15 protein-coding genes are annotated in these 20,850 nt (G+C 65.2%); 7 read left to right on the top strand and 8 right to left on the bottom strand.

The window, feature by feature from the left end; genetic code table 11:
- Positions 1–386: 386 nt before the first annotated feature.
- The gene (locus D2T30_RS17365) at positions 387–1,412 is read right to left on the bottom strand and encodes an acyltransferase family protein (protein WP_164884345.1); all 1,026 of its coding nucleotides are present in this window, start codon (positions 1,410–1,412) and stop codon (positions 387–389) included.
- Here D2T30_RS17365 and D2T30_RS23160 point away from each other — a divergent pair.
- The 4 genes from D2T30_RS23160 (at position 1,389) to D2T30_RS17350 (ending at position 5,772) form a co-directional block, all read left to right on the top strand.
- On the top strand, positions 1,389–1,763 hold the full coding sequence (locus D2T30_RS23160) for a hypothetical protein (RefSeq protein ID WP_164884344.1): 375 nt from the start codon (positions 1,389–1,391) through the stop codon (positions 1,761–1,763). The two genes, D2T30_RS17365 and D2T30_RS23160, sit on opposite strands and share 24 nt — an antisense overlap.
- 9 nt (positions 1,764–1,772) lie before the next feature.
- Entirely contained in the window at positions 1,773–3,221 is a 1,449-nt protein-coding gene (locus D2T30_RS17360) for an MBOAT family O-acyltransferase (RefSeq protein WP_128209921.1), read from the top strand.
- A gap of 11 nt (positions 3,222–3,232) precedes the next feature.
- Positions 3,233–4,309, top strand: coding sequence for a hypothetical protein (locus D2T30_RS17355; RefSeq protein ID WP_128209920.1), 1,077 nt, complete (start codon positions 3,233–3,235; stop codon positions 4,307–4,309).
- Between the two features lie 209 nt (positions 4,310–4,518).
- Complete coding sequence (locus D2T30_RS17350) at positions 4,519–5,772, top strand: Coenzyme F420 hydrogenase/dehydrogenase, beta subunit C-terminal domain (RefSeq protein ID WP_164884343.1); 1,254 nt, start codon at positions 4,519–4,521, stop codon at positions 5,770–5,772.
- Between the two features lies 1 nt (position 5,773).
- Here the strand turns inward: D2T30_RS17350 and D2T30_RS17345 are convergent, their stop codons facing one another.
- On the bottom strand, positions 5,774–6,940 hold the full coding sequence (locus D2T30_RS17345) for an acyltransferase family protein (RefSeq protein ID WP_164884342.1): 1,167 nt from the start codon (positions 6,938–6,940) through the stop codon (positions 5,774–5,776).
- Between the two features lie 235 nt (positions 6,941–7,175).
- On the opposite strand from D2T30_RS17345, the gene D2T30_RS17340 reads away from it, so the two are divergent.
- Both D2T30_RS17340 and D2T30_RS17335 read left to right on the top strand, forming a co-directional pair.
- A complete protein-coding gene (locus D2T30_RS17340) occupies positions 7,176–7,901 on the top strand; it encodes a WecB/TagA/CpsF family glycosyltransferase (RefSeq protein WP_128209917.1) in 726 nt (241 codons plus the stop codon).
- 35 nt (positions 7,902–7,936) lie between these two features.
- Entirely contained in the window at positions 7,937–9,184 is a 1,248-nt protein-coding gene (locus tag D2T30_RS17335; protein ID WP_164884341.1) for a glycosyltransferase family 4 protein, read from the top strand.
- An 8-nt stretch (positions 9,185–9,192) separates the two neighbouring features.
- Here D2T30_RS17335 and xrtD read toward each other — a convergent pair whose 3' ends face one another.
- The 5 genes from xrtD to D2T30_RS17310 all read right to left on the bottom strand — a co-directional run bounded on the left by xrtD (position 9,193) and on the right by D2T30_RS17310 (position 16,138).
- Positions 9,193–10,785 carry a VPLPA-CTERM-specific exosortase XrtD gene (gene xrtD, locus D2T30_RS17330; protein ID WP_128209915.1) on the bottom strand — a complete coding sequence of 531 codons (1,593 nt, stop codon included), beginning with the start codon at positions 10,783–10,785 and terminating at the stop codon, positions 9,193–9,195.
- 124 nt (positions 10,786–10,909) lie between these two features.
- Entirely contained in the window at positions 10,910–11,575 is a 666-nt protein-coding gene (locus tag D2T30_RS17325; protein ID WP_241651320.1) for a rhomboid family intramembrane serine protease, read from the bottom strand.
- A gap of 6 nt (positions 11,576–11,581) precedes the next feature.
- Complete coding sequence (locus D2T30_RS17320) at positions 11,582–12,943, bottom strand: hypothetical protein (RefSeq protein WP_128209914.1); 1,362 nt, start codon at positions 12,941–12,943, stop codon at positions 11,582–11,584.
- A 22-nt stretch (positions 12,944–12,965) separates the two neighbouring features.
- On the bottom strand, positions 12,966–13,556 hold the full coding sequence (locus D2T30_RS17315) for a polysaccharide biosynthesis/export family protein (RefSeq protein ID WP_128209913.1): 591 nt from the start codon (positions 13,554–13,556) through the stop codon (positions 12,966–12,968).
- A 125-nt stretch (positions 13,557–13,681) separates the two neighbouring features.
- Entirely contained in the window at positions 13,682–16,138 is a 2,457-nt protein-coding gene (locus D2T30_RS17310; protein ID WP_164884340.1) for a tetratricopeptide repeat protein, read from the bottom strand.
- A gap of 238 nt (positions 16,139–16,376) precedes the next feature.
- On the opposite strand from D2T30_RS17310, the gene D2T30_RS17305 reads away from it, so the two are divergent.
- Entirely contained in the window at positions 16,377–17,966 is a 1,590-nt protein-coding gene (locus D2T30_RS17305) for a hypothetical protein (RefSeq protein ID WP_128209911.1), read from the top strand.
- On the opposite strand, the gene D2T30_RS17300 is transcribed toward D2T30_RS17305, so the two are convergent.
- A complete protein-coding gene (locus tag D2T30_RS17300; protein ID WP_128209910.1) occupies positions 17,933–20,791 on the bottom strand; it encodes a hypothetical protein in 2,859 nt (952 codons plus the stop codon). The two genes, D2T30_RS17305 and D2T30_RS17300, sit on opposite strands and share 34 nt — an antisense overlap.
- Between the last annotated feature and the right edge of the window lie 59 nt (positions 20,792–20,850).

The raw sequence follows: 20,850 nt of genomic DNA, 5'->3' as shown, positions 1-20,850 counted from the left end.
GGGGGTCAAATACGTGAACAAGTCGACCATGCCCGGGGGCAATCGGTCAACCCGAATCTCAGCCGCAGAGGCCATATCATCCGGCCCGACAGGCGGACAGGCAGATGCCGCCTCCGGAGCCAGCCACATCCGGCCTGTTCCCAGCCCATCACCCGGTATTGCGCGATGGGTTCCCCGGAACAGGACCCCCCGGACAAATGCCGGAGTGCGGCTGGCGATCCGTCAGGGTTCCGGTTCTGGCCCGGCATCGTTCGCTTTGCGGCCCATCCGGTTTCGGTGCCGCTGATGCTGCAGAAAGGCCGGATAACGGAAAAGGGGCGCCGATTGCCGCGGGCCTCCGCGCGGCCTCGGATCACAAACCCCGAAAGCCGCCACGAAAGAGGCCGCTAGGCCGATACGGTCTTGGACGAACTGCCGCGCGGCTGAAATATCCCGTTGAGCAGAAAGGCGAAAGGCGAGGCCTTGACCAGCCTCCCTATCCCGATCGACAGGACGATCAGCGCCACGGCAAGCACGGTCACGATCACATCGACAGGTATGGAGGAAACCGTGGCCGGCAGGCGGATACGGCTCTCCGCTGCCATGATCACGATCAGGATGAGCTTGTGGAAGATATACACCGGCAGGGTGTTCCGCCCGATCATCGCCAGAACCCTTTCGGGTCCGGTGCCCGCCAGCGCGGGGAAAGCCGTGAAGGCGATCGCGATATAGCAGAAGGTGACCGCCATCTCGCGCATCCCCGCCAGATCCACCCGATAGACCGACAGCACGGCGATCCCCGCCACGGCGAAAAGCGCAAGGGCGGCCCGGCCCGGGGGCCGGTTCAGCCATTGCAGCGCCGGGCGCCCGATCGTGCCGCCACCGAAGGCGACCAGCGATCCCGCAGCGCACAGCCCCAGAAAGAACCACCAGAAACAGGAGATCGTCTTGGCCCAATACGGCACTTCCGCGGGCTGCGAGAAGACGCCGGCCATGAAATCCGCAAGCGGCGCGGCGAAGACATACAGCCCGAAGGCCACCGGCAGCCACAGCCACATGTTCCCGTGGATCCGCCGCATGATCATGCTTGCCCCATAATAGACCGGCAGCGCCCAGAGATACCAGTAATGCCCCGGCACAAGGGCATTGGTGAAATAGGCGATCAGGTTCGGATCATCCGACGGGTCGGGCGTGGCATGCAGCCGGAGCGTGACCACCGTCGTCCAGACCAGATAGACGAAATAGATGTTCAGCGCCCGGCGCATGGCCTTCGGACGGTTGTGCATGACCGAACCCGCGGCCAGAATGCCCGAGACCACGAAAAAGACCGGGATCCGGAACGGGATGAGAAACAGGCTGACCGACTTCCATGTCGAGGGGCCGAAGGCCGTATCCGCCCAAAGCGAGACATGCAGGAAAACGACAAGGACCATGCAGGCGCCCTTGATCGAATTGATCCATTCAATCTGGTTCTTCCGCGTCGCGGCACCCGGCATCGCGATATCCTGACCATCTTTCCCGAATCGGCTCTGACATCCTTGCACGACATATTCCGTATCATGCATGCGTATACCTCGCCGTCGGCATGGGTTTGCGCATATGCCATCCTTTTGGGAGAATTGCCGACTTTTGCGGCACTATTGCGGCGCCCCCCGGACACAGCCGTCTTGCCCAAGATCCCGCTTCCCGGCGGCGCCCCACATCGAAATGGCGCCTTGCTGCCTTGCGGCATTTCTGGTTTGCATGGCAACAAAACACATCCGCCGCGACCGGATACCGGCTGAGGGACATTCATGCTTTTCACGCAACTCGGTTTCTGGGCGTTCTTCCTGCCCGTTCTCGGTCTGGCCGTCGCCCTGCCCCGCCTGCTCGGAGGGCGCGCGCGCAGCCTGATGCTGCTTGGCGCAAGCTGGCTGTTCTACGGGGCCTGGGACTGGCGGTTCCTCGGCCTGCTGATCCTGTCGACGGTGGTGGTCTGGCTCATCGCGCTGCGGATCGAATCCAGCGAAGGCCCCGCGCGGCGGCGCTGGCTGGTGCTGTCGCTGGTGTTCAGCATCGGCCTGCTCGGGCTGTTCAAATACCTGGATTTCTTCGTGGATTCCTTCGCCGCGCTGATGACGATCGCCGGCCTGCCCACCGCGGACGACTGGGCGATCCGGCTGCTTCTGCCGCTCGGCATCTCTTTCTACACCTTCCAGACGGTGGGCTACACGATCGACGTCTACCGCCGCGCCCTGCCGGCCGAGCGTGATTTCGGCGCCTTCGCCCTGTTCGCCGCCTTCTTCCCGACCATCGTCGCCGGCCCGATCCAGCGCGCGGGCGACCTATTGCCGCAGATCCGCGCGCCGCGCCCGATCCTGTGGGACGACATCGGCCGCGGTGCGGTGCTGTGCCTGCTCGGGCTGATCAAGAAGATGGTCATCGCCGACGCCCTCGCCCCCAGCGTCTCGGCGGTCTTCGACGCGCCCGACCCTTCGGTCGTGGGCGGGGCGGATGTGATCTTCGCCACCTGGCTCTTCGCGATCCAGATCTACTGCGATTTCTCGGGCTATACCGACATCGCCCGGGGCGTGGCGCGGATGCTGGGGTTCGATCTGAAATACAACTTCCTGCAACCCTATTTCGCCACCAGCCCGCAGGAATTCTGGCGCCGCTGGCATATCAGCCTGTCGACCTGGCTGCGCGACTATCTTTACATCCCGCTCGGCGGCAGCCGCGGCGGCCCGGCGGCAACCGACCGCAACCTGATGGTCACCATGCTGCTTGGCGGGCTGTGGCACGGCGCGGCCTGGAACTATGTCGCCTGGGGCGCCTTTCAGGGGGCGGTGCAGGTGATCCAGCGCTGGCTCGGCCTCAGGGGGCGCAAGCCCGGCCAGCCGATCGGCGGCGGCATCGCGGGCCTTGTGAAACATATCGTGGTGATCGCGCTGTTCTTCCAGGTGACGGCCTATGGCTGGCTGCTGTTCCGCGCCACCTCATTCCCCCAGATCGCCGGGTTCACGGCGAAGATCTTCACCCAGCCGCTGCACTCGGCGGGGCTGATCTCGCCCCCGGCGCTGCCCGCGATGTGCGGCGTGCTGTTCCTGTTCCTGTGGGATCTTGGCGCCGAGCGGGCGAACGACCAGCGGTTCTACATGCGCTGGCCGCTGCCGGTGCGCGCCTTCATCTGGGCCGCGATGATCTACCTGCTGGCCTTCGGGGCGAATACCGCCTCTTCGGCCTTCATCTACGCGAAATTCTGAGGGGCCGGCCGATGATGCGACAGATAAAGATCGTTCTGGCAACCCTCGCGGCGCTTGTCGTGCTGGATGTGCTGGTCGCGGCCGCGCTGACGAAGGCGCCGGGATCGCTGCGGAGCTTCTTCGACTACGGCCGCTCCGTCCCCGGCAAGCTCGCGCAATGGGAGGCCAACCCGAACGTCTCGGGCAACCTGCTGAACGTCGCCTGGCTGCCCGAGGCGATCGCCACCGCGCATGACCGCTTCATCGCCGAGCCCCCGGATACCGGCCCCGTCGTGCGCAATTACGGCATGTCCTTCAGCAACCAGATGGTCGCGGCGGCGCAGGCGGCCGAACCGGCGTTGCGCGCCTCGACCATCGCCGGTCCCGGTGCCTCGCCGAATTTCGTCTATGCCGCCTTTCTTGACGACCGGGCGAACCGGCGCCCCGGCGATGTCGTGCTGTTCGGCATCCTGTCGAAAAGCGTGCCGGCGCTCGGCTCGTTCTCGAACCGGGTCTGGGCCTTCGAACAGCCCGCGCCCTTCACCTATCCGATCTTCCGCCCCGATGCCGGGGGCGGGCTGGAACGCATCGACCCGGAAGTCCGCTCCTTCGCGGATTTCCTCGATCCGGCGAAATCCGCGGCCTTCGCCGCGCAGATGCAGGCACAGGACCTGCTGTGGACGCCCGGGGCCTTTGCCCTGCCCGCGCTCGACGCCTCGCCCTTCGCGCGGCTGGTGCGCCGCGCCGTGGCGAAGAATGCCATCGACGCGCGCGAGGCCGAAATCGTCGCCCATCCCGAGGACGGCCCCCTGCCCTGGGCCGAGGTGCTGCGCCGCATGGTCGAGGACGTCGCCCGCATCACCCGCGAGGACGGGCAGATCCCGGTCATCATGCTGATCCAGTCGCAGGGGACGGATGTGCCCTCGCTGCGCGACCTGCTGCGCCCGACGCTCGAGGCCGGGGCGATCCCCTATCTCGCGACCGAGGATACCGCCCTGCCCACGGATGCCCGCGCCTATGTGCCGGACGGGCATTTCACTGCGGCCGTGAACCGGGACCTGGCGCAGGTCTTCCTGTCGATTCCCGCGGTGCAGGCGGCAACACGTTGAAAGATGGGCATTGTATCCTGTTCATGGATGCGGTTGCCCCGAACTGAACAGGCCATATACTCGCCCGCACGTCCCGGCCCGGACCCGGCCGCCGCAGCATAAGGTATGACATGCCCTCCTCCCTCGCCCAGGATATCGCCCCGCTTCTGAAGAACGGCTGTTGCATCGGTTGCGGCGCCTGCGCCTTCCGCGCCCCGCAGGCCATCCGGATGGAGCGCAACGCAGACGGGATGATGGCGCCGGTGATCACCGATCCCGGGGCGCTCGCGCAGATGCCGGGTCAGGTCTGCCCCTTTTCGGCGGAGGCTCCGGACGAGGATGCCCATGCGAACGCCCTGTTCCCCGACGCGCCGCACCAGGACATCCGCATCGGGCGGTTCCGTTCTGCCTGGGCGGGCCATGTGGCGGACCCGGCATTTCGCGCGAACAGCAGCTCGGGCGGCATCACCAGCTGGATCCTGGCCGAGGCGATGCGCCTTGGCCATATAGAGGCCGTCGTCCATGTCCATGCGACGCCCCCCGAAACCGGCGGCCTGTTCCGCTATGCCATTTCCCGCTCGGTGGACGAGATCGAAAAGGGTGCGAAGACGCGCTACTATTCCGTCTCCTTCGATCAGGCCCTGCGCGAGGTGGTGGCATCGGGGCTGCGCTTCGCGCTTGTCGGCGTGCCCTGCTACATCAAGGCGGCGCGCAACATCGCGCTGCAGGACCCGGCGCTGAAACAGCAGATGCGGCTCGCCGTTTCGCTGGTCTGCGGACATATGAAGGCCGCGGGCTTCGGTGAAAGCCTCGCCTGGCAGGCGGGCGTGCGCCCGGACGACATCGCCGCCGAGGATTTCCGCCGCAAGCTGCCCGGCCGGCATGCCACGAAATACGGTTTTGCCGTGAAGCCGCGCGACCGCGACACCGAGATCGTCAAGCCGATGTCCGAAATGGCCGGGCGCAGCTGGGACGGCGGCTTCCTGCGCGCCAAGGCCTGCGATTACTGCGACGACGTGCTGGGTGAAACGGCGGATGTCGCGCTCGGCGATGCCTGGCTGCCGCAATATGCGAATGACGATCAGGGCACCAATGTCTTCGTCGTGCGCAGCGCGCTGGTCGAACAGATGATCGCCGATGGCGCGGCGCGCGGGGCCGTGCAGGTCGATCCGCTGACCGCCGACGACATCGCGAAATCGCAGGCGGGCGGGCTGCGCGACCGGCGCGAGGGGCTGGCCTACCGGCTCTGGCTCGACGATGCCGCGGGGGTCTGGCATCCGCGCAAGCGGGTGACGCCCTCGAACGATCTCAGCGCCTTCCGCCGCCTGACCTACCGGATACGCCGGGTGGTGCGGCGACGCAGCTTCGCCAGCCTGCGGCTGTCGAAACGGCTCGGCACGATCGCGCCCTACCGGATCGAGATGGAGGCCTGGCACAAGTTCCTGCGGCTGATCTCGGCGGCGGAAAAGAAGCTGAAGCGCTGACCTATTCCGCCGGAACGACACCTGCGGCAGGCGCCCGCCGCCCACGCGCGGCGATCAGCCATTTGCCCAGACGGATCGGCGGCAGCTCGACAAAGCGGTAAAGCAGCGCCGACACCGCCACCAAAAGCGGCATCCCGGCCAGCAGGATGCCCGCCACCGCCATCTGCGACACGCCCGCCGCACCCACCTGCGCGACATAGGGCCCGACCAGCAGCGAAAACAGCGGGATGTGGATCAGATAGGTCGAATAGGACCAGCGGCCGAGCGCCCCCGTCACCGGGTTCAGCGCCAGCATCCGATGCGCCGCCGCCACCCATCGCGGGCCGGACGGCAGGAACCCCGCCTCGCGCAGCGTCAGCGCGAAGAACAGGGCCCAGATCAGCGCCGCCTTGAGGTCGGTCTGCGCCATCAGCACCGCGGCCAGCAGCAGATGCCCCATCCCCGATTGCCCCGCGCGGATCCGTTCCAGCGCCAGCCGGCACAGGATGCCGATCAGGAACAGATCGCCCGCAAGGAAAAAGAACCCCTCGTAGCGCCAGTGCAGAACCGACAGATGCAGCCCCGCCTTCGCCACCACCAGCCCCGCCGCCAGCGCCAGAACCGTCCACCGCGACCGCATCGCCGCCGCGATCAGCACCGGCGCAATCAGGTAGAACTGCCATTCGAGCGACAGGCTCCAGGCCGGGGCCAGCAGCGCCGAGCCCGCATAGGGCAGCCAGCTGTCGGGCAGGACGCTGTGCAACAGGCTCAGATGCAGCAACAGATGGGTCGTGAAATGCGCCTCTTCCGCCGCGAAACGGTCGATCCGCATGGATTGGTGCAGCGGCAGGGGGCTTTCCGCATAGGCCAGCCGCGCCAGATCCATCACCAGCACCGCGATCAGCAGGCAGACGAAATAGACCGGCGCGATCCGCAGAAACCGGCGCAGCAGATAGTCCGGATAGCTTTCGCGCCGGGAGATCAGCAGATGGGTGATGACGAATCCGCTGACGATGATGAAGACCATCACCCCCGCATCCCCCGACATCGCCAGATTCAGCAGCGGCCGCGGCAGCAGGTCGATGGGGCCATGCCCCGCCCCCGCGCCCAGAAGTTGCAGCGCATGGGTGACGACAACCCACCAGGCCATCCAGCCGCGCAGGGATTCTATGGTGGCGAAGCTTTTCATGCCGCCTCGCAAGGAATGCCGCAATGCAGCCCGCTCATGTCCCCTGCCCCCGAAACCCGAAAACATCGATCATTTCGGTTAACCCTATGTCCGCATTGGTTAATCAATCGTAAACGCTATTGCGGCACCGGTTTCCGCATCCCCGGACGCAGCTGCCGCGAGGGAAGCGGCATCTCGACCCGCCCGCGCGGCTGTGACATGATGCGGCGAACACTACGGACAAGCAGAGGTTGCCTTGCCGGATACCGTCGAATTCCTCGCGCTGGATTTCACCGTCGCGTCCCCTTCCCACTGGCGCGACAGACTTCTGGCCCCGCCTCCCGCCACCGGTTTTCGCTATCTGGTCACGCCGAATGTCGACCATGTGGTGCAGTTGTCGAAACAGCCCGATCTCGCCCCCGTCTATGACGCGGCCGACTGGAAGATGTGCGACAGCCGCATCCTCGAAAAGCTCGGCCGGATGCGGGGGCTCGAACTCGGCTGCTATCCGGGCGCCGATCTCGTGCGCGACCTGATGCAGGATCCGCGCTCAGGATCGCTGAAAATCGCCGTGGTCGGCCCCGATGCCGAACGCTTCCGCCTGCTGCGGGAAAAATTCCCCGGCCACGACCTGCATCTGGTCGAGGCCCCCTTCATGAAACCCGGCAGCCCGGAGTGGGAACGCACCCTGCAGGCGACCGAGGCCGTGCAGGCCGATCTGACATTGCTGTGCATCTCCTTCCCGAAGCAGGAGATCTTCGCCCGCGACCTGAAGGCGCGCGGCCACGCCCGCGGCACCGCGATCTGCGCCGGCGCCAGCATCGACTTCCTCACCGGCCAGCAGAAACGCGCACCCGAGATATTCCGCAAGACCAGCACCGAATGGCTCTACCGTCTGCTCAGCCAGCCCGGCCGGCTGTGGAAACGCTACCTGATCGACGGGCCTCGGATCTTTGCGATCTATCTGAAAGAAAAGGGATAATCATCCCCATAGCCTTTGCCGGAGTCGTGCAACATATGAACGAAGTGAACGAAACAAAGCGCACCGATGTTCTGACTCTGCCGGCAGATGCACGCAATCGCGTTCATGAAGCGCTTGGTATTTCCCCAGAGATTCCGCTGAAAGTATCCTACCTGCCGGGGCCGGGAGATGTTCTGGGGACATACCGGCACTGGCAAACCGGCGTGCAGGATCCCCGTGTTCCGGTCATCAGCTATTCGGCGATGTTCTATGAACTGATGTATCGTCTCGGCGCTCAGGTCGAGATCATCTCGCCGGTGGTGCATACGACCGCATCCGGCGAAACGGAACCATGGCTCCGCTTTGTCCACGTCGCGCGGCAACGCGGTCAGGGACGGATCAGCTATCACCGGAATGAAAACGCCTACATCGATGCGATGTGCCGGGAACTCGACCGTTTCCAGCCGCATGTCGTCCTCGCGTCCAGCGACATGCTGCCTCGCGGCTGGCCCCGGGTGCGGGCTGATCGCAAACTGATCCTGACGGCCCACAACAGCTTCTGGCCGATGGGGCGCAAGCCGACAGGGCTCAAGGCCCGCGCCCGGCTGGCTCTCCTCGAACGTCATGCCAGGGCGCTCGATGCGGCCGTATGCACCTCCGAGGAATGCATGCGCCAGATCCGCGAGGTGACCGGGGGGCGCATTACCGGTCTGGTGCAATGCCCACAGCTTCTGAACCACTATCCGACAGAAGAGCGGCAAAAGGCCCGCAATCTCCTGTATCTGGGGCGGATCGAAGCGAACAAGGGCATTTTCATGCTGCTTGACGTCTTCTCATCCCTGAAACCAAAATTTCCCGACCTGACGCTGACCTTTGCGGGGACCGGGTCGGCGGATGCAGAACTGCAACGCCGCATCGATCAGAATCCGCTCCCGGACATCCGGTTTCCCGGAAAGCTCGACGCCGAGGGAGTGCACCGCCAGATCGCGCAGTCGGATCTCATCATCTGTCCGACAACGACCGCTTTCAACGAAGGTCTGGCAATGGTCGGCGTCGAGGCTGCCGCGCATGGATTGCCGACCCTGTTGAGCACGGTTGTCCCCGTCGCGGATATTCTGGGAAAGGGATGCGTCGCATTCGAGGCCGACGACGTCTCCGCCTTGCACAGGGCTTTGGAGAATCTCCTGTCCGACAACCGTGCCTATCAGGACCTGCTGCTCAATGCGCGGGCGGTGTGCGACCGGTTCTATAACCGGTCGCAGTCCTGGGGATCACAGCTGGGGCAGATACTGATGTCCCTCTGAGGCATCCCTCACCGTCCCGGCACGAACTGCGGCAACACCGCGATGGTCTTCAGGAACATGTCCTGCAACCGCGCCTCGGCATGATCCTCGTTCTCGCCGGGCAGGATCACCGTGGTCAGGCGCACCAGCGCGCCATCGGTGCGCTGGATGGTGAAGCCGTCCCACAGCAGCATCAGCTTCGCCTCGAAATCCCAGGCAACATGGCGGCCGTGCTGCTCGAACCAGTAGTAGACCAGCATCTTGGCCTCGCCCTTCTGGATGATCGCGCGGTTCAGGCGGTAGGGTTCGCCCAGCCCCAGCTCGGGACCCACATCGACCCGGTCCAGACGGGCGATTTCCCAGCCCGCGCTCGGCAGGCAGATCTCGGGCGAATGGGTGCCGCCCTTGGTCTGGTCCTTGTAGAAGGCCGAGAAGAACTCGACCGAGGGTTCGTTCGGGCTGCGGGAAAAGCTCGCACCGTAATAATCGTCGGCGCCGAGCGTCCGCGACACCGCATCGCTCAGCCGTTCCATCGGCCGCGACTGCCATTCACCCAGCGTCCGGGGATACAGCGCGAAAGGCTCGCGGTTGATCGCGACCGGCTCCGGCACCGGGCGCAGTTCCCAAGCGGCGGCGGCGGCGAGCAGGATCAGCGCCGCGCCGATCATGCCCTTCGACGGCTCGACCAGACCGAGCCGCTTGAACTGCGGCCAGAGCCCCGAAAAATCGAGGTTCAGCGCCTCGGGCAGGGACATGGTGCTGTCCTGCAGCTTCAGCATCACCCAGGCGAGGCCGAACAGGAGGATGACCGAGGCCATGAAGATCACCCAGCCCTCGAAGAAATGCTGGAACCCCTCAAGGTGGCTTTCACCCAGATATTGCACCAGCCAGCCGGCGATCGCGATCCGCACCGAATTCATCAGCACGGTGATCGGCGCGGCGGCCAGCAGCAGCACCGCCTTGTGCCACCACGGCCCCCGGTAGAGCACCGAAAACACGTAGGAAAACGACATGATCGGGAACAGGTAGCGCAGCCCCGAACAGGCCTCGGCCACATGCATCTTCAGCACGCCGAGGTCGATGATATTGCCGTCAAGGAAGACCGGCACGTTCAGCAGATGCAGGAACCAGACGCCGAGTTCGGACGACACGCCCTGCAGGAAGGTCGAGAGCTTGTAATAGACCACCCCCGGCAGCGGCAGCATGTAGACCAGATGCAGCACCGGCACCCAGAAAAGCCTGCCCTGGTTCCAGCCGAAGGAAATCAGCAGCATCGACCCCACCCAGAGGATGATCGCATAGGCGACCACGTCGTCGATCTGGGAAAACTTGCCAAGCGCGCCGAGCGCCATCGCAAACACCAGCAGCGCGATCCCCGGCCAGCGGTTGACCGGGCCGGTGCGGATCGGCGCGTATTTCAGCTCCTGCAGGAACATGAAGGCCGAGAGCAGCGGAATGACCGGGCCGTGGCTGTATTCGGGCGTCGACCAGGCCGCCAGAAGCGCATTGAACCCTTCATGGAAATAGATGAGCGCCGCCGCGGTCGCGATCAGCAACCAGAACGGTCCCGCGACCCGGCCAAGCATCGAGGCGCGCGAAAGAGGCAGACTGGTATCGGACATGACGGTTTCCGGCTGGGGAGGCATTCATGATCTATTAGCCCAGTTTAACCGCCAGACAAAGCGAAGCCGTGGTAAATTTCTGCATTTGCGAAAATGTGACCGCCCGCGCCGCCGGAACGGCCCTTCACGCGGAGGCGTCGTCGGGGCGGCGCCACAATACGGCCATCGCCGCCGCCCCCGCCAGAAATCCGCCAAGATGCGTTTCCCAGGCCAGCCGCCCGTCCAGCGCGACATACATCACCACATTCATGCCGATCAGCAGCGCCACCGGCCAGGCGATGTCGCGCAGCGCCTCGACCGGGGTCAGATCCCGCAATCCCTCGCGCAGACGGGTCCACAAAAGCGCCCCCGCCAGCCCGAACAGCGCCCCCGAGGCCCCCACCATCGGCGCGGTCTGCGTCGTCAGCAACGCATATCCCGCCCCCCCGCCAAGCTGCGCCAGCAGATACAGCAGCAGGAATTTCCCCTGCCCCAGTTCCTCGGCCAGCGGCCTGCCAAGCGAAATCAGCGTGATCATGTTGAACAGCAGATGCGTGACCCCGGCATGCAGAAAGCCATAGCTCAGGAACATCAGTTCCGCCTGACCCGGGTAATTCGCATGCCACCCCTTCACCAGTCCCGGCCAGAAGGCGAAATTCTGGATCAGCCGCCCGCGCACCAGATCCGGATAGGGGAACAGGTGGATGGCCGCTTCGGGCAGGATGCAGGCCGCCGCCAGCACGATCAGAACGACAGGCAACGACGGCAGGCGCATCCAGAACCCCTTGCGCATCACGGCCATGGCCGCCATGCGATTTCAGTGCAGGAAATCGAAACTCCGCGACAGGCTGAGGAACACGGATTGCGAACGCGCCTGTTCCTGATCAGTGGTCTTGGCAATCCCGAGTTTCACCCCCGCCTCCAGGCTCACATCCTTGACCAGCATATGCTCGTAAGAGATCGTCGCATCCAGACGGTTCTTGTCATAGGTCGCATATTCCGTGATCGACGCCGTGAGGCCGAAGTTGAGCCCGTTCACCTCGCTCAGCTTGTGGCCAAGTCCGGCCGAAACCCGGGTCACGACGACATCATCCCCGTCATTGTCAGTCGTGACGGACCGGCTCATGTTGGCGCTCAGCGTATCGCGCGGCAATTCCGTCCTGTAAGCCAGATTGCCAATCCAGTCGGTATCGCCCTCCTCGCCCCGGCTTGCGCCGACACCACCGGAGAACCTGCCGAACATCGTTTCGCGGTCGCGCCCCACGGTAAAGGACTGCCGATTGCCGTTTTCGGTCTGGGACTGGGCGAAGTCGACCCGATAGGAGCCGAGCGTATCCAGCCTCTCCACCCCCAGGCTAAAGATCAGCCCGTTCAGGCTTTTGTCCGGCACGTCGATACGCTTGGTATCGATCCATTCCTTGCCGATCGAGCCGTTGAACGAGGTCAGCGCATCGATGCGCTGCTGCAATCCGATCGACGCCAGGTCGGTCGTGCGATTGCGCAGGGATCTATCGCCTTCCGTTTCATAGTAACGATGATCCAGCGTCAGGTTGAGCTGTGTCATCGACGAGACATCGGCCCGCAAGGCAGCCTGCAAACCCGTTGATGTGCTCGGATTGTTGTTGCTGCCTTCCGATGTGTCACGATAGTCGACTTCGCTGCGGTCGACCCGGATCGTATAGCCAAGCGGCATGTCGATCCCGCCCTCGACCGCCGCGCCGAACCGGTTCGAGATACGCGTGCCCGAAGTGTCGTAGTTCAGGATCTGGCCGGTCGTCTCGTCATAGGCGATGCTCTGGTCGGTGACCTTCGCTTCGACATGGCTGGCATTGAAAGAGAACCGCATCCGCGCCGTTTCATGGGACCACCGCAACGACGCCTGCGGAAACAGCCCGTCGCCGTTGTCGTCATCGGTCTGCGGCCGGATGCTCGCGCTGAAGGACAGCTGCGTCACGCGCGTGCGCATCTCATAGGCGTAGCCAAGCGTTCCGTAGAGCCGGGCGCTCTTGTCCTTCGCGCCGGGATCGAGGTCGAGGTTGCGCCCCGCCTCCACCCCGATGGAGGTGCTGATCGTGCTGTGCGTTCCCCCGGCCTGATCCTGCGCCAGACCCTGTGTACCCGATATCCCGGCCGCGACGAGACCGCAGACCGCGGCCCGCCGCCACCGGACAGGTCTCATCTGTTTCCCCACGAGACCGCCCTCATTCGAACAGGCGGCGTTCGGGAATGACGATCACGTCTCCCTTGAGCAAGGGGGTGGCGCCGGAAATGCCCTTCCCGGTGCGGTAGTCGAAGATGAAGACCCGCTCGGTCCCGGCCCGCAGGTCGGGGCGGTGCAGCTCGACCCGCTTGGTCGCCGCGAAGCGGGTGAAGCCGCCGGCCTGCGCGATCGCCTGCAGCAGGGTGATCCCCTGTTCGGCCTCGACGATGCCCGGCTTGTTGATTTCGCCCATGATGTAGATGTTCTTGGGCTTTTCCAGCAGGTCTTTCTGCGAGCTGGGCGACAGACCCGCGACGCTGACATAGACGGACGGCTTGGCCGCGAATTCCGAGGCCAGCCGGTTGGCGATCAGATCCTGCGCCGCGACGGGGCTTTTCCCGCCGACGCTGATCGAACCGGCGCCGGGGAAGTTGACCGATCCGTCGGGCAGCACCAGAACGGCGCGGCTGAGGCTCGGATCCTCGAGCACATCGACCTGCAGCGTGTCGCCGGGCGTGATCACGTAAGCGGTGGCCAGCTGCGGCGCAAGAAGCATCGCGACCGCGATGATAAGGGACTTGATTCTGGACATGCCTCGTTCTGCCTTATTGGTTTTTGGGCAGCCTACAGGAAGACATGCCCCGGTCAAAACCCGTTTTCCGGCACGGGCGGCTTTTTTACGCGCCACCCGCACAGAAAGTCACACCTCCGGCGGGCTCAGTTGATCTGCGCCCGCGCCCGCACCAGATCCTGCGCCAGGTTCGGATAGCCGACCGCGCCTTTCGACAGCAGGGCGTCGGCACGGTCATATTCCTCGGCCGCGGCCTCTTTCCTGCCCTGCGCGGCATAGGCCCGGCCAAGGTGATAGGCCACCGCCGGATCGTCGGGCAACCCCTTGGCCGCCTTTTCCAGCGCCGAAAGCGCGCCCGCCGTATCCCCCCGCCGGAAGGAGATCCAGCCATAGGTATCCAGGAAGGCCGGAACCTGCGTGCCGTTCAGACGCCGCGCCACCGTCCAGGCGCGATCGAGGCTTTCCTGATCATCCCGCGTCGAGGCGAGCAGGCTGGCCAGATTGTTCGCCACCAGAAGATCGTCCGAATTGGCGGCATAACCCGCCTCGTAGATCGCGATGGCGCCGTCGATGTCGCCCTTCTTTTCAAGCAGGAAGGCCTTGCTCAGCACCAGGCTGCGATTATCCGGCAGCTTTTCCAGCCCCGCATTCACGGTCGCCAGCGCGTCGTCGAACGCGCCGGCCCGTGTCTGCATGGCCTGCAGCGCCAGCCAGCCGGGCAGGAAATCCCCATGCGCGGCCAGAATGGCGCGAACCCCATCCATCGCCCCCGCGGTATCGCCCTGCGCCAGCCGGATCTGCGCCACCAGCAGCGCCGCCGCCGGCGCATCGGGCTTGTCCGCGGCCAGCGCCTGCGCCTCGCTCAGCGCCTGGTCCAGCCGCCCGCCCGACACCGTGGTGCGGATCATCGCCAGCCGCGCCGCCAGCTCGCTGTCCGGATCGCGCGACATCTGGTCCAGAAGCTGCGACAATTCGTCGTTGCGCCCCTGCCCCGACAGGACCTGCGCCCGCAGTTCCTGCGCGACCTTGCGGGCCTGATCGGTGTCGAAGCGCGATTCGATCGCATCGACATCCTGCTGCGCCCGCGCCCAGTCCTTCATCGCCACATGGGTCCGGCCGAGCGTCTCCAGCAGCGGCAGGTTCACCGGCTGCCGGCGCAGCGCGTTGACAAGGATGGTCTCGGCCGAGGCATATTGCCCCTGCTGGAACAGCCAGCGCGCATAGGTCAGCGATTCCCCCGGCGCCTGGTTCGACACATCCACCGCCCGCGACATCATGTCCGCCATCAGTTCCGGCCGCCCCTCGCGTTCATAGGCCCGCGACAGCAGCATCATGATCTGCGCATCGTTCGGCCGGTCGGACAGCGCATCGCGCAGCAGCGTGATCGCCGCCTCGGTCTTGTCCTCCTCGACCAGCCAGTTCGCCTTGAGCTTCATCGCGTCGACCTGGCTCGGATCGCGGGCCAGAACCTCCTCGACCAGCGCGCGGGCACCGACGGAATTGCCCGTCGCCTGCCGCATCCGGGCAAGCTGCACCTTCACCCCGTCGATCTCGGCCGAGGGTTCGGCGCCCTTGATCAGCCCCTCAAGCTCGGCCATCCCCTGATCGCGCCCGCCCAGGGTGAAATCCGCCTGCGCCTTGAGCGCGCGGAACGCCACCGGATCGGCCGCCACATCCCTGGGCAACGGATCCTCGGCCAGGATCTTCGTCAATTCGTCGCGCATCGCCTCGGGCGAGCGCACCTCGGCGAGAAAGCGCATCAGCACCATCCGCGGCTCGATCCTGTCGCTGTCCGGGTCGATCGTCGCGCGCAGGATCTTTTCCGCGTCGTCGATCCGCCCTTCCTTGACGTAGAACCGCACCAGCGTGCGGCCGAGTTCCTCGTCATCCGGATAGCGCGCCACCATCGCCAGAAGCTGCTGTTCCAGCTCGCCCATCCGCCCGAGCTTCTCGAGCACGAAAAGCCGCGTGTTGTTCAGATCCCGGTCGTCCGGATGGCCGGCCAGCCCCTCGTCGGTCAGCGCCAGCGCGCGGTCCGTGTCGCCGGAGCGGATCGCATCGGCAATCACCAGGCGGCGCGCCTGAAGCAGGCCGGGATTCTGTGCCAGCAGGGATTTTTCGGTCTCGACGGCCCGGGCGATCGCGTCTTCGTCCTTGGCGTTGACCGCGTCGCGGTAATCGAGCCCGGCGACGACCGCCTGGATTTCCGCGTCATCGGGGTCCTTGGCCAGGACCGCATCGCCATATTCCCGCGCATCGTCCCAGGCCATGCCGTCAAAGGCGATCAGCGCGAGCTTGCGGGCCGCGTCGATATCCTCGGGGTTCTTCAGATAGAGCTGGCGATACTGGCCGAAGGCATCCGCCCGACGCCCGGACTGAAACAGCAGATCCGCGAACATCAGCCGCGCCTCGCGCATGTCGGGATCGTTCCGCAAGGCGTTGCGCAGCTCGATCAGCGCGCGCGGCGTATCCCCTTTTTCGACGAAAGCCTGTGCGGAAGCGAAAGCCTTGACCGCCTTCTGTCCCTTGCTGTCCGCCGTTGCCAGCAGGACACCCCCGCCGACGACCAGCACGGCGATGATCGCCAGAATGATCTTCCTCAAGTCAATCCTCCAGAATCCCTTGCCCGGCCGCTGCGCCGCTTCCGTCGGCAAGAGCCATATCGCACAAAGCGATAGCATAAGAAACCTGCATGAAAGATTTATACCAGCACTGTTTCGACATCGGTTTCACGAAGCCGTTTTTAGGCTCGCAAAAACCGGCCGATCGTGAAATTTCTGGGGGAGCCGCCCCCCGGGGCCAACTGCGACCGCCCCCCGGGGCCAGCTTCGGACGAACCGGATGTATGCTCTTGCCCAGATCGTGCTTTATTCATGGCCACTGGTCACCTGGGTGCTGTTTCGCAAGCTGCGCCCGGAAACGGCCCTGATCGCGACGATCGTGCTGGGATACCTGTTCATCCCGGAGCGGGTCGGTTTCAGTCTGCCGGCTCTGCCGGCGATCAACAAACATACCCTGCCCGCCTTCTGCGCCCTGACGGCAATATGGCTGCTGCACCGCCGCGAGGCCGAGAAGGCGGCGAGGGAGGCCCGGCGTGCCGCCCTCGCCGCCGGACAGGCCACGGCCGGACAGGGCGACGGCCGTCCTGCGCCCGCACACGGCCGTCCGGGCGGTCGCCGGGCCATGGCCCGGCGCCACGGTTCGCGCATCGCCCTGATCATCCCGCTGGCCGTCGGTGTTCTGATGCTCAACTCGGTCGTGGGCTGGCTGACCAATCGCGATCCGCTCTATTTCGCCGCGCGCATTGTGCCGGGTCTCAGCGCTTACGACGTCGGCATGCTGTGGAAAGCGCTGCTCGTCATGCTCCTGCCCCTTTTCATAGGGCGGCACTATCTGCGCTCGCGCGAGGCGCAGGTCGAGATGCTGAAAGTCCTGGCCTGGTCCGGTGCCGTCTATGCGTGTCTCGTGTTGCTGGAAACGCGGATCAGCCCGAAGCTGAACATCATGCTCTACGGCTTCTTCGCCCATGACTGGATGCAGCACCTGCGGGACGGCTATCGCCCGATCGTCTTCCTCGCCCACGGGTTGCGGGTGGGGATCTTCCTCGCGATGGCGGCGCTGGCGGCGGCGGCGCTGGCGCGGAACAATGTCGGCGGCAAGCGGTGGATGTGGCTCGCCATGGCGCTGTGGATCACCTTCTGCCTGGCCGTCTCGCGCAATCTGGGCGCCACGATGATCGCTTTCGGCCTGCTGCCGGTCGTCCTGTTCTTCCCTGTCCGGCTGCAGTTCCTGCTCGGCCTGGTCATTGCGGCGATGGTGCTGGTTTATCCGCTGGCCCGCGGCAGCGGGCTGATCCCGGCCGACAGGGTTGTCACGGCGGTCTATTCCTTCAACCCGGCACGCGCGGGTTCGCTCGGCTTCCGGCTGGAGCAGGAAGATGTGCTCCTCGGACGGGCGAACCTGAAACCCGTTTCCGGCTGGGGCGGCTGGGGGCGCCAGCTGACCTTCGACGCCGAGACCGGGAAACGGGACAGCATCCCCGATGGCAGCTGGATCATCATCATCGGGGAAAAGGGCTGGATCGGATACTTGGGGATCTTCGGCCTGCTGTGCCTGCCGGTCATCTTCACCGCGCTGCGCTACAGGCGCTATGAATTCGGCGCCATCGAGGGGGGCATCACCATCGTCCTGTGCGCGAATCTGATCGACCTGATCCCGAATTCGTCGCTTTTGCCGCTCCTGTGGCTGATGGCGGGCATGATGTGGGGGCGGCTCGAACAGGCCAGCGTCCCATCGGCGGAGGCCAGTATCAAACAGGGCGCAAAGCGTGCCCAGAACGAACGCATCCGCTCGCCCGGGGCACGCATACATCAGAAATCCGGGCGCCGCCCACCCGCTCAGCCGGGGAATTCGGCTCCTTCGAACACATAGACCTCGGCCGAGGCCGGGGCCAGGTCCGGGATCTCCAGCCGCCCCGGATCGGACGGCACCGGCAGCGTATCCGAAACGATCTCGGTGCCGGGGCCGGTGAAGTTCTCGGCCCGGTAATCGCCGCTTTCGTGGTAGCGGGTCAGGCTCTTCGCACCGACGATCGGCAGATCCACTGCAACGGACATGTGCCCGTCCGTCCCCGGCGGCACGTCCGGCACCGCGCGCGAGACCACCACCACCGTCAGCCGGTCGCCCTTGCGCGAGGCATAGACCGCCGCCATCGGCGCATCGGGTATCTCCTTGCGCCGGGAAATCGCGGGCAGGTCACGCTTCGGCACAGCCTCCGTCTCGACCGCGAGCAGATCGCCCCCTGCCCCCAGATGGTTGAACAGCGCAAGCCATGCCCAGGACGGATAGGGCTGCCCGCCCTCATCCAGCCGTGCATGCGAACGGAACTTGTCCCCCCGCCCGTAGGTGAAGAAATTCTGGATCCGGTCCCCCGCCATCGCCCGGATCAGGAAACTGTCGAGCGTCGCCGCCCCTGCCCCGGCGCCCTTCATCACCTTTTCCTGCGCCAGCGCGGCCTCGGGCGTGACCTTGGCGCCGTTGAGGCCGTTCAGCTCATATCCCGGACCGGATTCATAGGTGCCCAGGATCACGTCGCGGTCGGGCGCGGCCTTGGCCACCGCATCGTGATAGCGCTTTGCCGCAGCCGCCATCACCTGCGGCGCATAGGCCATGACCGAGGCATATCCCTCCGGCGTCTGCTGCACCGCCCCCTCGCCGGAATCCCAGCCGCCGATATAGGCGGCATTGGTCAGAACCCGGCTGCCGGGAGACCGTTTCAGCGCATCCACACCATAATCGTTGATCCCCCAGCCGCCGATCACCGGCTCAAGCTTCGGTTCCAGCCGGTCCCACCAGGGGCTCTGGCGCATGATCGACAGGACATGTTCCTGATACAGGCCGTAAACCTCCCCCGCGGTGTATTTCGTCCAGTTGAGCCGTCCCGCATCCGCCATCGGCTGGAAAGTCCAGGGCGCAAAAAGCCGGTTCCATGTCTCGTTTCCGATCTCGAACCAGATCTTGTTGAAATCCTCGGTCCAGGGGGCGGAATGGCCCTGGGCCGCACGCCGCGCCGCCCAGGGCAGCGCCTTCGGATCGTCCTTTGCCGGATCGAAGGGCGCCGCCAGATATTCGACAAGGCCGAGCCATTCCTCGGCGCTGAAATGCGGCTCGACCTGCACCCAGGGATCCATGCCGAGCGATCGCGTGATCCCCAGCATCTGCGGCAGGCTGTGCCCGCCCGACCGCGGCGCAACCCCCGCCGGAGCCGTCAGTTGCGACAGATCGTAGGAGCTGAACTTGGTCTTGATGAACATATGCGTCCGCAGCGCCGACATCCCCGAGTCCATCAGCGCCGCGCGGTCCTCGGGCCGGATGTCCATGAAATCCGTTCCCAGCTGATAGATGCGCAGGTTGTCGACATCGACCTGTCCGTGACCGAACAGCCGGATCCCCATCTTCCCCACGCTCCGGCTTTCGGGCGGCGCCGGCGGCACGCGGAAATCGACGACATATTTCTGCCATTCCGGCCCGACCCGGAATTCGACCGGCAATCCCGGTATCGACTTGTAGACCCCGCCCGCGCCGAACCGGCCGGTGATCCTGCCCTGGCCGCGCAGCCAGATCTCGAAACGATAGGTCTCGTCCGGCTTCAGCGTCGGGTAATAACCGTTGGCGGGACCGGCGAAATTGAATTTCCCCAGCTGGATATCCCCGCCATTCTTCAGATCGACCTGCAGATAGGTCTCCCCCGGATCGGGCACCGGCGTATCTGGATCGTGCGGCACCAGCCGGAAATCAGGCAGGCCCGGATCCCCGGCAAGGCCCGGCAGGAACGATATGCCGAAAGTGGATGTCGGTGTCGCCGCGCCCCAGACCCGGTTCGTCGAGATCTCGGCGCGCGTCGGCGTGGTGAATGTCTTGCGCAGCAGGATCATGTCCCCCTTGCGGATCGGCTCGCCCGTCCCTTCAAGATCGATCGAATAACCGCGATGCCGTTCCGGCGGCAGATCCGAGCGATAGACCACATAGCCCGCCGCGCCCGGAACCGGGTCCCAGCTCAGCATCGCTGTCCTGGATACCGCCAATCGCACGGACAGATTCTGCGGTGCGGGCAGCGATGCCGTCCCCCCGGACAGCTTCACCTTCTGGAACGTCGCCTTTTCCGCGACATTGCCCGGCTTGCCGGGTGGCGTGATGGAAACCGCTGCGGCGGGCTGCGAAAGATTGCCCGAGGCATCGACCGCGCGCACCGTGTAATAATAGGGGGCATCCATCCGGTTGAACGTGTCCCAGGAAAAATTCCATCGGGTCGTTCCCGCCGGAATCATCCGACCGGAAGGCGTCGCCATGTTCCACCCGCTGGCATGGTAGCCGCCCTGCGCCACCCGGTCGCGGCGCACCGTCTGCATGACGCCATTGACGATCCGCAACACCTCGATATCCGCACCGTCGAAAGCGCCTTCGGGCCAGCTGTCGTAATTCGAGATCTGCTGCCTGTCCGCAATGATCGTATTCGGCGCATCCGCCGCCGCCGTCAGCCTGTTGCGGAACACCGTGGGTTCGAACCCGCCGCCGCCGCGCATGAACTCGGCCCCGTTGCCAAGCCCCCCCAGCGTCGCGGTGAAGGCAGGCAGATCCGGATTCACCACCTGGGTCTGCACCGTGAACTGCGCATCCTGCGCGCTGGCTTCGGTAGCGCCCTGCGCGGCGATCAGCCCCGCCAGACAAGCTCCGACGAAGCGGCGAATATTCATCATTCTGCAATCCCTGATTGTTCGATCCGGTCCAGGTGGTCCCACTCCGGAGCCCGGTTGCA

Source organism: Paenirhodobacter populi (assembly GCF_004022215.1).
GTDB classification, from domain to species: Bacteria; Pseudomonadota; Alphaproteobacteria; order Rhodobacterales; family Rhodobacteraceae; genus Rhodobacter; species Rhodobacter populi.
This window is presented reverse-complemented; position numbering and strand designations above follow the sequence as displayed.

Excerpts from the sequence above, each read along its gene's own strand:
- D2T30_RS23160 (WP_164884344.1), top strand. The coding sequence starts at position 1,389 with ATGCAGGAAAACGACAAGGACCATGCAGGCGCCCTTGATCGAATTGAT.
- D2T30_RS17365 (WP_164884345.1), bottom strand. The coding sequence starts at position 1,412 with ATGGTCCTTGTCGTTTTCCTGCATGTCTCGCTTTGGGCGGATACGGCC.
- D2T30_RS17360 (WP_128209921.1), top strand. The coding sequence starts at position 1,773 with ATGCTTTTCACGCAACTCGGTTTCTGGGCGTTCTTCCTGCCCGTTCTC.
- D2T30_RS17355 (WP_128209920.1), top strand. The coding sequence starts at position 3,233 with ATGATGCGACAGATAAAGATCGTTCTGGCAACCCTCGCGGCGCTTGTC.
- D2T30_RS17350 (WP_164884343.1), top strand. The coding sequence starts at position 4,519 with ATGGAGCGCAACGCAGACGGGATGATGGCGCCGGTGATCACCGATCCC.
- D2T30_RS17345 (WP_164884342.1), bottom strand. The coding sequence starts at position 6,940 with ATGAAAAGCTTCGCCACCATAGAATCCCTGCGCGGCTGGATGGCCTGG.
- D2T30_RS17335 (WP_164884341.1), top strand. The coding sequence starts at position 7,937 with ATGAACGAAGTGAACGAAACAAAGCGCACCGATGTTCTGACTCTGCCG.
- xrtD (WP_128209915.1), bottom strand. The coding sequence starts at position 10,785 with ATGTCCGATACCAGTCTGCCTCTTTCGCGCGCCTCGATGCTTGGCCGG.
- D2T30_RS17325 (WP_241651320.1), bottom strand. The coding sequence starts at position 11,575 with ATGGCGGCCATGGCCGTGATGCGCAAGGGGTTCTGGATGCGCCTGCCG.
- D2T30_RS17320 (WP_128209914.1), bottom strand. The coding sequence starts at position 12,943 with ATGAGACCTGTCCGGTGGCGGCGGGCCGCGGTCTGCGGTCTCGTCGCG.
- D2T30_RS17315 (WP_128209913.1), bottom strand. The coding sequence starts at position 13,556 with ATGTCCAGAATCAAGTCCCTTATCATCGCGGTCGCGATGCTTCTTGCG.
- D2T30_RS17305 (WP_128209911.1), top strand. The coding sequence starts at position 16,377 with ATGTATGCTCTTGCCCAGATCGTGCTTTATTCATGGCCACTGGTCACC.
- D2T30_RS17300 (WP_128209910.1), bottom strand. The coding sequence starts at position 20,791 with ATGATGAATATTCGCCGCTTCGTCGGAGCTTGTCTGGCGGGGCTGATC.